12 protein-coding genes are annotated in these 12,887 nt (G+C 45.3%); all 12 read right to left on the bottom strand.

Annotation, left to right across the window (positions count from 1 at the left end):
- Positions 1-3: 3 nt before the first annotated feature.
- The 12 genes from ppaX to FAY30_RS20430 all read right to left on the bottom strand — a co-directional run bounded on the left by ppaX (position 4) and on the right by FAY30_RS20430 (position 12,845).
- The gene (gene ppaX / locus FAY30_RS20375; RefSeq protein ID WP_149871583.1) at positions 4-648 is read right to left on the bottom strand and encodes a pyrophosphatase PpaX; all 645 of its coding nucleotides are present in this window, start codon (positions 646-648) and stop codon (positions 4-6) included.
- Entirely contained in the window at positions 617-1,585 is a 969-nt protein-coding gene (locus FAY30_RS20380; protein WP_149871584.1) for a nucleoside recognition domain-containing protein, read from the bottom strand. The genes ppaX and FAY30_RS20380 overlap by 32 nt, the downstream gene beginning before the upstream one ends.
- A 203-nt stretch (positions 1,586-1,788) precedes the next feature.
- A complete protein-coding gene (gene lgt, locus FAY30_RS20385) occupies positions 1,789-2,604 on the bottom strand; it encodes a prolipoprotein diacylglyceryl transferase (protein ID WP_149871585.1) in 816 nt (271 codons plus the stop codon).
- Between the two features lie 15 nt (positions 2,605-2,619).
- A complete protein-coding gene (hprK, locus tag FAY30_RS20390) occupies positions 2,620-3,555 on the bottom strand; it encodes an HPr(Ser) kinase/phosphatase (RefSeq protein WP_149871586.1) in 936 nt (311 codons plus the stop codon).
- A 142-nt stretch (positions 3,556-3,697) separates the two neighbouring features.
- The gene (locus FAY30_RS20395) at positions 3,698-4,063 is read right to left on the bottom strand and encodes a phage holin family protein (protein WP_149871587.1); all 366 of its coding nucleotides are present in this window, start codon (positions 4,061-4,063) and stop codon (positions 3,698-3,700) included.
- Positions 4,064-4,081: 18 nt separating this feature from the next.
- Entirely contained in the window at positions 4,082-5,191 is a 1,110-nt protein-coding gene (locus FAY30_RS20400; protein ID WP_149871588.1) for a DUF4097 family beta strand repeat-containing protein, read from the bottom strand.
- Positions 5,192-5,229: 38 nt separating this feature from the next.
- Positions 5,230-5,544 (bottom strand): magnetosome magnetite crystal formation protein family, encoded by a 315-nt coding sequence (locus FAY30_RS20405; RefSeq protein ID WP_149871589.1) that lies wholly within the window; start codon positions 5,542-5,544, stop codon positions 5,230-5,232.
- A 140-nt stretch (positions 5,545-5,684) separates the two neighbouring features.
- The gene (gene uvrA / locus FAY30_RS20410; RefSeq protein WP_149871590.1) at positions 5,685-8,558 is read right to left on the bottom strand and encodes an excinuclease ABC subunit UvrA; all 2,874 of its coding nucleotides are present in this window, start codon (positions 8,556-8,558) and stop codon (positions 5,685-5,687) included.
- Between the two features lie 7 nt (positions 8,559-8,565).
- On the bottom strand, positions 8,566-10,545 hold the full coding sequence (gene uvrB, locus FAY30_RS20415; protein ID WP_149872794.1) for an excinuclease ABC subunit UvrB: 1,980 nt from the start codon (positions 10,543-10,545) through the stop codon (positions 8,566-8,568).
- Between the two features lie 254 nt (positions 10,546-10,799).
- The gene (locus tag FAY30_RS20420) at positions 10,800-11,039 is read right to left on the bottom strand and encodes a CsbA family protein (protein WP_149871591.1); all 240 of its coding nucleotides are present in this window, start codon (positions 11,037-11,039) and stop codon (positions 10,800-10,802) included.
- Positions 11,040-11,112: 73 nt separating this feature from the next.
- Positions 11,113-12,564 carry a sodium/pantothenate symporter gene (gene panF / locus FAY30_RS20425; RefSeq protein ID WP_149871592.1) on the bottom strand — a complete coding sequence of 484 codons (1,452 nt, stop codon included), beginning with the start codon at positions 12,562-12,564 and terminating at the stop codon, positions 11,113-11,115.
- Positions 12,561-12,845 (bottom strand): YhdT family protein, encoded by a 285-nt coding sequence (locus FAY30_RS20430; RefSeq protein ID WP_149871593.1) that lies wholly within the window; start codon positions 12,843-12,845, stop codon positions 12,561-12,563. Before FAY30_RS20430 ends, panF begins: the two co-directional genes overlap by 4 nt.
- Between the last annotated feature and the right edge of the window lie 42 nt (positions 12,846-12,887).

A 12,887-nucleotide genomic window follows, 5' to 3' on the forward strand; every position in this document is an offset into this window, starting at 1 on the left:
TTCTCACTCTCCGAGGATATTTAATAAGTCTTGCATGTGGTCAAGGATGTAATCGGGTTCGTATTTTGCAATATACTCTCGGCCTTTGATGGACCAAGCGACACCAGCTGTTTTCGTGCCGGCATTTTTTCCGGCTAATATATCATGGTAATTATCGCCGACCATGAGCGTTTCCTCTGGTGCAGCATCTATTTGCTCAAGCGCATGAAAAATTGGCTCCGGATCAGGCTTGAACTTTGTTACATGATCAAGAGCAACCACAACCTCAAAAAACTGATCAAGATTTGTCAGACGCAGCCCCTTCAAGGCGACGTCATGACGTTTCGTGGTGACAATGCCAAGTTTGTAGCCTTTTTCGAATAAAGTTTGAATTGTCTCAAACACACCTTCAAATTCTTTCACGAGTGCATCATGGTTAGCGAGATTAAATGTGCGGTACTCGACAATCATCTCCTCCACACGATCCGGATCAACGGTACTAAAGGCTTCATGGAGGGTCGGACCCATAAACGGCAAAACATCCTCGCGGCTGTACTTGCTAGGGTAATATTTTTCAAGTGTATGCAAATAAGTCGAAATAATTAATTCATTTGTATCAATTAACGTCCCATCTAAATCAAAGAGTATTGTCGTAATTTTGTTGTTCATAGGTTGCATCCTTTCTTTTCACCAGCCCCGAGCGTTTCCAAATCATACCTACCACTAAAGTTAACACAATGGCTACCCCGAGACGGATTAAAAACAGCGGCAGGACGGGGATGCCAAGCGGCACAAAAATTAACGTATCTTCAACCACCGCATGACAGGCCATTAGAAAAATAAACGCCAGGGTAATATCCTTTTGGCTGACCCCATCTTCTTTCACGGCTTGGATCATGACACCTGCACCATAGGCCAGGCCAAATAATAAACCAGCAGCCATCGTCGTCGAGGTATTTTCCTTCATCCCAAGCGTTTTCGTGACTGGAGTCATCGTTTTTGAAAATTTGTTTAACCAGTGTAAATCTTTTAATATTTGTATCACAACCATAAGCGGGATGACAATGATGGCGAGCTGAAAGATGCCAAGCCCCGCTTTTTGCACTGCCTCTACAATGATGCCGGCGACTCCCTCTGGTTGGACAGAACTTGATTGAATCAAGCCATACTTTGCTTTCTCCCCGCCTCCATGCCAGACAAGATTAATGACGATCGCGGAAAGGAGTGCCAGCCCCGGCCTTGTGACCAAGACGACCCACAGCTTCACGCCAGCTTTCATCGCCACAGAGGATTCGATGAATAAATTATGGGAAAAGGACAGCATCACGGCTAAGATAAATACTTCTTTTACTGAGAAATCTAGCGTGAGAATCGCACCAATGCCGGCGTAAAGGTTAAGGAAATTTCCGAGGACGAGCGGTATTGCCGCATCTCCTGGAAGACCAATCAGTTCCATTATCGGGGAAATCATTTTCATCACCCATGGCAGGACTGGTGTATATTGCAGCACAGCCACAATCAGGGTAACAGGAAAAATCACTTTTCCTAATGTCCAGGTTGTCTTTAGACCGACAAGTAACCCCTTTTTTATTGAGTTTACTAACATTTCCCCATACTCCTTTTTAAAATATAAGAATTAATAAATTGCGGCTTTGAAAATTGTCCAGCTACAACGCCCTAGCGGCTAGTGTCCTTCGCTCTCCGCCCTACGATAAGTCAACATCGGTTCGCTTTCGCTCGCCGTGTTTCCTTTATCTCAGTTGGAGGGCTCCAGGCCATACGCCGCTGACCAGGGCGCTTACGCTTTTCTTAATTACTCTGATCTAAATAGCGCACTGCTGAGGGCTGTTTCATCCGGCGATAGATAATAATCGCCGCTGCCACAACAATTAAGGCAATCGAAATAGTCTGCGCCATCCTCAGACTGCCAAGCATTAAACTATCCGTCCGCAGTCCTTCAACGAAAAAGCGGCCGACAGAATACCAAATGACATAGGATAGAAATAGCTCGCCGCGGCGGAAATTCACGCGGCGAAGGAAAATTAATAGGAAAAAGCCGATAAAATCCCAAATGGATTCATATAAAAAGGTTGGATGATAATAGGTTCCATTGATATACATTTGATTGATAATAAAGTCCGGTAAATGCAAGTTTTCGAGGAACGACCTCGTGACTTCCCCACCATGGGCTTCCTGGTTCATAAAATTGCCCCAGCGGCCAATCGCCTGACCCAGAATGATACTTGGGGCGGCAATGTCGGCAATTTTCCAAAAAGAAACGCCGCGCTTTTTTGCAAAAATAATCGTTGTTATAACGGAACCAATCAATGCCCCGTGGATGGCAATCCCGCCGTTCCAAATCTTCGGTATGTCTGCCGGATGACTGACATAATACTCCCATTCAAAAATCACATAATAAATCCGCGCCGAAATAATCGCAATCGGAATCGCCCATAACATCAAATCAGCAAACGTATCCTTCGGGAGCCCTCTGCGATTTCCTTCTCTAATGGCCAAAAACAGCGCCAACGCTAAACCTGAGCCGATAATAATCCCATACCAGTGCACATCAATCGGACCAAGTGAAAAGGCAATTGGGTTTAGCGGCTGAATCGTTTCGTTCATTCTATCTTCTCCCCCTTACAGTTCTTCGCGTTCTCCATCTTCAATCACATCAGCAAGCCGCTCGGTAAATTGCTGCGCTGCATTCACACCCAGTCCTTTGAGACGGAAATTCATCGCTGCTACTTCGATTATTACAGCCAGGTTTCGTCCTGGACGGACAGGCACGGTCAGCTTGGTGACCTCCGTGTCAATGATCTTCACTTTCTCCTCATCAAGGCCAAGGCGGTCATATTGCTTTTTGGAATCCCAGATTTCCAAATCCATTATCAGCGTGATCCGCTTATTGCTGCGGACCGCACCCGCTCCGAACAATGTCATCACGTTGATAATCCCCAAGCCGCGGATTTCTAATAAATGCTCGATTAAATCCGGTGATGTTCCAACTAATGTATCTTGGTCTTCTTGACGGATTTCCACGCAATCATCGGCAACGAGGCGGTGGCCGCGCTTTACAAGTTCCAACGCCGTTTCACTTTTACCCACACCGCTTTTTCCAGTAATGAGTACGCCAATGCCATACACATCGACCAAAACGCCGTGAACCGCCGTTGTTGGGGCCAGTTTACTCTCTAAATAATTGGTAAGACGGCTTGAAAAACGAGTCGTCTTCATGCTTGTCCGTAAAACAGGCACAGATTCCCGCTCTGCCGCTTCGACTAACTCCACCGGCACTTCAATATCCCTAGTGACAATAATCGCCGGAGTGATATCCGTACATAACCGTTCCATTCGTGAAATGCGTTCCCCTTCAGGAAGCTCATCGAAAAATGAAAGTTCTGTTTTTCCCAACAGCTGGATTCGTTCTGCAGGATAAAATTCAAAATAACCTGCTATTTCAATTCCCGGCCGGGATATATCACTTGTGGTGATTGGACGATCAATTCCCTCCTCACCACTGACCAATTCAAGCTTAAATTTCTCCAATATATCTTTGGTACGTACTTTAGACAAGAAGCTTCCTCCTCAACGGATTTTATCATCTAAAAAATTCATTTCCTCTTATTTTAGCATTTTTTGAAAAAGAACCAAATGGAAGTTGTTCAAAAAGTGAAAAAGGTGCAGACCACATGGAAATGGTGTGCACCTTTTTGTGTTAATTCTTCTTGTTCCTTGACGGCTCCAGAATCGTTTTTTGAATCATGATGTTGACGAGTGACATCAAAACAGCGAAAAATAGTGCCATGCCAAAGCCGTTGATTTCAAAGGCATCGCCCATCAAATAATCGGTCAATTCAAGTGTAATCGCGTTGATCACAAACAAGAACAGCCCCAATGTTAAAACCGTTACAGGCAGGGTTAATAAAATGAGGAGCGGGCGCACAAGTACATTTAAGATCGATAATAAAACGCTTGCCTGAAGTGCGGCCCAAAATCCTGTTAATTGAAAGCTGTCGTGAAAATAGCCGGCAAGTGCCATGAACAAAACAGCATTTATCAAACATCCAATCAGCCATCTCATCTTTTAAACGTCTCCTATTTAGGCATTGTGTGATTTGTGAACCGTGATTGAGCCTGTTTTCGTATCGGCATAGATTCTCATCATTTTATCAGGATGGTTAACCGATTGGAAGCGAAGCAACTTCTGAATCATTTCACTCTTCTCCTCAAGCACCTGGACACCGGTTAGATTGAGATTAAAACCGCCAAGATTTGTCTTGAGTTCACCATTAACCGGTGCTGCCTCTGGGACAAATAAGTCAATGCCTCCCGTGGTCGCTTTTACTTGAACCCATTCGGAACGATTTCCCTGCAGGTTTGCGCTGATATTTCCGTTGAACGACTCTGCTTCTAGTTTTCTAAAGTCGCCATCAAGTTGAATTGCACCGTTAATGGTCTCGGTTTCCACCTCATCAATTTGACTGCCGACAACCGATATTTTCCCGTTTGCCGTTTCCACCTCTGCCTTTTTTCCATTAATCTGATGAAGGCTTATTTTTCCATTTGCGGTTTTTACCCGAAGGTCATGGACATTCATTCCTTCACCGGTAATACCGCCATTAAACATGCGAATGCGGACGCGTTCGTATTGCGCTTTTGGCACATAAATGATAGCCTCCACCTTCATCCATTTTTGCTGTGTGCTAAACCGCAATTTTTGGTGTTCAACTGTAAAGTGTACATCGCGGAGAAAGTTTTGCCGCGCCTGATCCTGATTGTCCACCCGGTATACCTTTGCCTGGCACTCTATCCTTACGTCCGGCTGCTCCCAGGAAGCGAGCTTCACGGAACCATTGGCTACATCGATGTCCATATCTTTTAAATCCACTTCGCCATGTTGGAAAATATGGGAGATATCAACGGATTGGCCGAAGTTTAAGTCAAAATCAAAGTCTTTAATTTTTTTCAATGCGGAATCAACAAACTCAAAAATCTTATCCTTAGTAGATTGGGTTTTCGTTTGGAATGGGTCTTCTTTTTTTGCTTCATCAAACTGTACAGCGGTTGAAAGCTCGTTCACCATTTGTTCCTGCTTTTGCTCCATCGTTTGCTGTGCCTTTTCCAGTTCATCGAGCAGCGCTAACGCCTCGTCAGCTCTAAGTTTTCCTTCTTCAACCATTTGCAGAATCCGTTTTTTTTCCTCTTTCATCTTTTCCACCTCAGATTTAATTTTTTCCTTCTACTAGCTTATTCAGCCAGGAGGACCTTTACGCCTTTGACAATGTTCCAAATCACAACAACCATCCAAATGATGACAAGAACAACAATGCTAATGACCGTAAACGCCGAAACTGTATCTTGAATATTGGTAAAGTCATAAAACACTGCAAATACAATCAGCGGTGTCGGGATCATCGGAATTAAATGGGATAATAACGATTTCTTGGCGTGCACTTTTGTCGCCTCATCACCGGTAGCAATAAAGACGGCAAGCGGAAAAATAAATCCGGCAAAAAAAATGCTGAAATAACACAAACTTGAAAGGACTTTTCTTGTTTCCATTTCGTTCATCACCTCTATCTCATATCTACGAACTGAGAAGGAAAAAGTTTCTATAATATTAAAATAGCCAAAAAAGACCTATTTTTCTACTCCATATGAAGTAAAAAAGAGCCGGATTTCATCCGGCCCTTCTCCTAAATTTATGCTTTTACGGCACTTTTATCAGCAACTAGCTGTTTCATTCGCTCTCGATCCCGATCAAGGATTGGCTTTAGGTATTTTCCCGTATATGACGCAGGGGTTTCTGCAATCTTCTCCGGTGTTCCGGTCGCGACAATTGTTCCGCCTTTGTCTCCGCCTTCAGGACCAAGGTCGACGAGGTAATCGGCTGCCTTAATGACATCAAGATTGTGCTCAATGACTAAAACAGTGTCGCCATTTTCCACTAGACGCTGCAACACAACAAGCAAACGAGAAATGTCATCCACATGCAGCCCGGTTGTCGGCTCATCCAAAATGTAGAAGGTCTTCCCGGTCGAACGGCGATGAAGTTCTGAAGCAAGCTTCACGCGCTGGGCTTCGCCTCCGGACAGTGTCGTTGCCGGCTGGCCGAGTTTCACATAGCCAAGCCCGACATCCAAAATCGTTTGCAGTTTGCGGCTGATTTTTGGAATGTTTTCGAAAAATTCAACTGCTGCTTCTACAGTCATATCGAGAATATCGGAAATGCTTTTCCCTTTGTATTTTACCTCTAGTGTTTCACGGTTATATCGTTTCCCATGGCATACTTCACACGGAACATAGACATCAGGCAAAAAGTGCATTTCAATCTTGATAATCCCATCACCGCGGCAGGCTTCACAGCGTCCGCCCTTGACATTAAAGCTGAAGCGGCCCTTTTTGTACCCGCGGACCTTTGCTTCATTCGTTGCCGAAAACACATCACGGATATCATCAAATACACCGGTATACGTAGCCGGATTGGAACGCGGTGTTCGCCCGATTGGCGACTGATCAATATCGATGACTTTTTCTAAATGTTCAATTCCCTTGATACTCTTGTGTTCCCCCGGCTTTGTTTTAGCACGGTTAAGCTTTTGCGCCAGCGATTTATGAAGTATCTCGTTAATGAGCGTACTTTTTCCAGAGCCAGACACACCGGTTACGGCGGTGAAAACGCCGAGTGGAAATTTCACGTTCACATTTTTCAAATTATTTTCCGCTGCGCCCTTGATTTCAATATAGCGGCCATCTGGTTTGCGGCGTTCAAGCGGCAGTGGAATAAACTTCTTCCCAGACAAATATTGGCCTGTCAGCGAATTCGGGTCCGCCATTACTTCTGCAGGTATTCCGGCAGAGACCACTTCTCCACCGTGGATACCTGCACCAGGGCCGATATCAATCAAATAATCGGCGGCGAGCATCGTATCTTCGTCATGTTCAACGACAATCAAGGTGTTGCCAATATCACGCATGCTTTTCAGTGTTCCAATTAACCGGTCGTTATCACGCTGATGAAGACCGATTGATGGCTCATCCAAGATATACATCACGCCTGTTAAACGCGAACCAATCTGCGTTGCTAAACGAATCCGCTGTGCTTCCCCGCCTGATAAAGTACCGGCCATTCGGCTAAGCGTTAAATAATCAAGACCGACATTGATTAAGAAGCCAAGGCGCTCCTTGATTTCACGAAAAATCAGCTTGGCAATTTGCATTTCTTTTTCCGACAGGTGTAATTCCGAGAAAAATTGATAGGCTTCTTCGATCGAAAGGTCCGTCACTTTGGCAATGTGGCGGCCGTCAATCAAAACAGCTAACGTTTCTTTTTTCAAACGAAAGCCTTTGCAGGTTGGACATGGCTTCTGGCCCATGTATTTTTCCATTTGTTCACGGATATAGTCAGAGCTCGTCTCTTTAAACCGGCGCTCAACATTGCGGATGACGCCTTCAAATTCAATATGCCCCTCGCGGATTTGTCCGAAGTCGTTCTCATAGCGGAAATAAATTTTTTCACGCCCGGAGCCGTAGAGCACTTTTTCCAAAAGATGCTCAGGAATATCCTTGACAGGTACGTCCATATCCACTCCGAAATGGTTACAGACCGCCTCCAAGAGCTGCGGGTAATATTGTGAACTTGTCGGCTCCCATGGGGCAATCGCATGCTGCTTTAGGGTTAAATCCTTATTTGGTATCACAAGATCGACATCGACTTCAAGCTTGGAACCGAGCCCGTCACACTCCGGGCAGGCCCCGAATGGACTGTTGAAAGAAAACATCCGCGGTTCAAGCTCACCAATGGAAAAGCCGCAAAGCGGACAAGCATGATTTTCACTAAACAGCAGCTCTTCCTCACCAATGACGTCGACGATGACCTTGCCTTCGCCCAGCTTCAGTGCTGTTTCAAGTGAATCCGCCACTCTGGCAGCGATTCCTTCCTTAACGACAATCCGGTCAACTACGACTTCAATCGAGTGCTTTTTATTCTTTTCCAGTTCAATCTCATCGCCAAGATCCATCATTTCCCCATCAACGCGAACCCGGACAAAGCCTTGTTTCTTCACATCTTCGAAGACTTTCACATGCGTTCCTTTTCTCCCGGATATAACCGGGGCTAGGATTTGCATTTTCGTTCGTTCCGGGTATTCAAGAATCCGGTCGACCATCTGCTCAATCGTTTGTGAGGAGATTTCGATATGGTGAATCGGACAGGTTGGATGTCCAACCCTTGCGTATAGTAATCGTAGGTAATCATAGATTTCTGTCACCGTTCCGACGGTTGAACGCGGATTGCGGCTTGTTGTTTTCTGATCTATCGAAATCGCCGGGGAGAGGCCCTCAATCGCATCGACGTCGGGCTTATCCATCTGGCCGAGGAATTGCCTTGCATATGCCGAAAGTGATTCGACATAACGGCGCTGGCCTTCCGCATAAATGGTATCAAACGCAAGCGAGGACTTTCCTGAACCGGAAAGTCCCGTTACAACAACAAGCTTATCTCTCGGAATGGTGACATCAATATTTTTCAAGTTGTGGGCTCTGGCGCCTTTTACAATTAAATTCTCCATCGCCATCTGTACGTCATCCTTCCGCTTTTAATTCCAAAAGTAAGTCACGAAGCTCGGCAGCGCGTTCAAAATTAAGCGCTTTGGCTTCGGCTTTCATTTCTTTTTCCATTGTCGCAATAAGTTTTTCTTTCTCTTTCTTGTTCATCTTGCTGAATGATGAAGCCGGTGTATACTCTTCCTGCTCCTCGGCAGCATGTGTCGCGCGAATGACATCGCGGATTTCTTTTTGGATCGTCTGAGGGGTTACGCCGTGCTTTTCATTATATTCCTCTTGAATCTCGCGGCGCCGCTTCGTCTCGCTGATCGCCTTTTCCATCGAATCGGTTATGCGGTCGGCATACATGATTACATGGCCGTTAGCATTCCGGGCGGCCCGGCCAATCGTTTGGATCAGGGAACGCTCGGAGCGGAGGAATCCCTCTTTGTCCGCATCAAGTATGGTAATTAGCGAAACCTCTGGTATATCCAGGCCTTCACGGAGTAAGTTGATTCCAATGAGAACGTCATATTTCCCAAGGCGGAGCTCACGGATAATTTCAATCCGCTCAAGCGTCTTGACCTCCGAATGTAAGTATTGCACTTTAATACCGATTTCCTTCAGATAGTCGGTTAAGTCTTCAGACATTTTTTTCGTCAGCGTCGTAACAAGTACCCGTTCATTTTTCTTCACACGTTCCTGAATTTCACCGATCAAGTCATCGATTTGACCTTCAATTGGACGGACTTCGATGGTTGGATCAAGAAGGCCGGTCGGGCGGATGATTTGTTGAATCATATCCGGAGTATGCTCCAGCTCATACGGACCAGGTGTAGCAGATACAAAAATGGCATTGTGTACGTGCTTTTCAAATTCATCAAATGTGAGCGGCCGGTTGTCTAGTGCTGACGGCAGACGGAATCCATGGTCCACAAGCACCTGTTTCCGCGCTTGGTCCCCATTGAACATTCCTCTGACCTGAGGCAGGGTGACGTGCGATTCGTCGATAATCATCAGGAAGTCTTCCGGAAAATAATCCAGCAAGGTATACGGTGTGGAACCGGCAGGCCTTAATGTCAGGTGGCGTGAGTAATTCTCAATCCCTGAACAGAAACCCATCTCGCGCATCATTTCCAGATCGTAGCGGGTGCGCTGCTCAATCCGCTGTGCTTCAAGCAATTTATCTTCTGCTCGAAGCACGGCCAGTCGTTCTTCGAGTTCTTTTTCAATATTCTCAATCGCGACACGCATTTTCTCTTCCCTTGTAACGAAGTGGGATGCTGGGAAAATGGCCACATGTTCGCGTTCACCCATAATTTCACCAGTAAGGGCATCGACTTCGCGAATGCGGTCAATTTCATCACCGAAGAATTCGACACGCATGCAATGCTCATCACGGGAAACCGGGAAAATCTCGACGACATCGCCGCGGACGCGGAAGGTTCCCCGTTTGAAATCAATATCATTTCGTTCATATTGGATATCGACGAGGCGGTGCAGCAGCTTATTGCGCTCAATTTCCATGCCAGTCCGGAGGGACAGCACCATTTCGCGGTATTCTTCCGGCGAACCGAGACCGTAGATACAGGAAACACTGGCGATGATGATTACGTCTTTCCGTTCAAATAAGGAAGAGGTGGCCGAGTGGCGCAGTTTATCAATCTCGTCGTTGATGCTGGCATCTTTTTCAATAAATGTATCTGTCTGTGGCACATAGGCTTCTGGCTGATAGTAATCATAGTAGCTGACAAAATACTCGACCGCATTGTTCGGAAAAAATTCCTTGAACTCGCTATACAGCTGACCGGCCAGCGTTTTGTTATGGGCAATGACTAGTGTAGGTTTGTTTACCTCTTTAATCACATTTGAAACGGTAAATGTCTTACCCGTACCAGTGGCGCCAAGCAGCGTTTGATGGCGTTTATTCTGCCGGATACCTTCCACTAATTGGCGGATGGCCTCTGGCTGGTCACCTTGCGGCGTGTATTTTGAAACTAATTCAAATTGGTCTTTCACCATTCATTTCCTCCCGTTATAAAATCACTTTACAGCTGGAAAAACTTTGTATTGGACGGGATGACAACCGAAAAGTGTATTCTCTTAATTTCATATTCATATTCTACCACATTCAGACAAAAACAAACCAACAATATGCGAACTAGTATTCGATTTTTTTAGACTTTGTTAAATATGTCTGTTGATTGCGCTCCAATCAACAGAACTAAAAAAACAAAAAGCCTGCCAATTAATGGACAGACTTGAAAGGGATACTAGCTGCCTTTCACGGCTCGCGGTTTCATCTTTGCCGCCAGCCAGAAGCCAGCGGTTAAGGAGAAGGCATCGATGACGATGAGCACCAAGGTATTTGTATATCCTTTATAGGCAGACGCTGCAATCAGGGCAATCGTTAAGGCAAGACCGATCAGACGATTATAGGTGACACGTGTAAAAAGTAAGACTAGTATCCCTGGTAAAATTAGCGCCGATAAAAATTGCATAACTCCTATCATTGGACACCCACCTTATTTAAAGATTTCTGTTCATTCATTCTAGAAATTTATCAATAAAATTGCAACAAAAATATCATTGAGCGGGTGTACCTTTCAAGTTGGATCCTGCTTTTTGGGACATTAGACTAACCGCAATAAATCCTAGAAGTGATAGAACAATCGGCATGACAACGGTATGAACCCCGAATGGATTAGGATAAAAACGATCCAATAGTATATAAGACCCCATTCCTAGAATCATCGAAGTAATCGCCCCGTATTTATTTCCCTTACTCCAATACAATCCTAACACGACCGGCCAGATAAAGACGGACTCCAGACCGCCAAATGAGAATAAATTTAGCCAGACGATTAGATCAGGCGGACTCAACGCCAGCAGGATAACCAGAATACCAATAATGGCTGTTACACTAAAACTGACTTTTTTGACATGGTCCTCTTTCGCATCAGGCTTGATGTAATTTAAGTAAACATCTTTAACAAGTGCGGAGCTTACTAAAATCAGCAGGGCATCAACTGTCGACATAATGGCGGCCATCGGTGCAGCTAGCACAATTCCAGCGACAAACGGCGGCAGCACCTTCATCGATAACAGCGGCATGACAGTATCACCGATTTCAACTCCAGGAAGGACCGGCCTTGCAAAAACGCCAATCAGATGCATCCCCAGCATGATGAAACCGACCACAATCGTTCCAATAATGATGGCGCTGTGCATTGCTTTCGAGTTTTTATAGGACATCGCTCGTACCGTTATTTGCGGCAGGCCAACCACCCCGATTCCCACTAAAATCCAAAAGGAAGAAACATAGGCGGGAGTAAGCTCCCGATCAGCACCAAAGGGAGTGATTAAATTAGGATTTTCCGCTGCCAAATCGGAAATGATCTTCGGGATTCCGCCGCCGGCTTTAATGGTAGCAATCAGCAGAATCAGCGTTCCCACGAACATTACGACACCCTGGACGGCATCGGTTAAAGCGACAGCCCGGAAGCCGCCGACAATAACAAAGACGAGGACGGAAAAAGCAAAGATCAATAAGGCAGTCGTATACGGCAGGCCTGTTAACGATTCAACGAGCCGCGCTCCGCCAATCCACTGGGCAGTCATCGATGAAAAAAGGAAGATGATGATACTTGCCGCAGATACGATGACAACCGTTTTACTTTTATAGCGCTCCTTCAAAAAGTCAATGAGCGTAATCGCCTTGTATTGCCTCGCCACAATGGCAAACTTCTTTCCCAACACCATTAACGTAAAATAACCGGTTGCCAGCTGGGCCATGGCCAGCAGAACCCAGCCTAATCCTTTCGTATAGGCGATACCCGGACCACCGATAAAGCTGCTGGCACTGCCATAGGTTGCCACCATGGTCATCGCCAGAATAAACCCGCCCATCTGCCGTTCACCTAAGAAGTATTCTTCGATGAACGAATTGGATTTAAGGACAAATTTATGCGACCAAAAGCCTACAGCAAAAATAATAAATAAGAAAATGAGTAACGGGGTAATCACAGGCCAATTCACTTGTTGTCCCCCTCTTCCTCTTCAAAAGGAACTTCTTTAAATAAAAATTTCACCGTTAGAATCACGAGAATTATCATAACGATTGATCCAACGACACAGCTGTAAAAGAACCAGGCTGGTAACCCAGCGATATATGTATAATTTTTAACTTGATCCGAACCGAGACCATATGCAAAACCATACCACCAGATGAAATTGATGATGACAAGGACCACTCCAATAAGAGCCTCCCTATGCGCGATTTTAAAACGCTTGTCCGGCGGATTGACTGTCTTTTTCAACAGGTTTCCCCCTCAAAATTGTTGTTCATTTTATTTTTAACG

The sequence above is a fragment of the Bacillus sp. S3 genome, assembly GCF_005154805.1.
Taxonomy (GTDB): domain Bacteria; phylum Bacillota; class Bacilli; order Bacillales; family Cytobacillaceae; genus Neobacillus.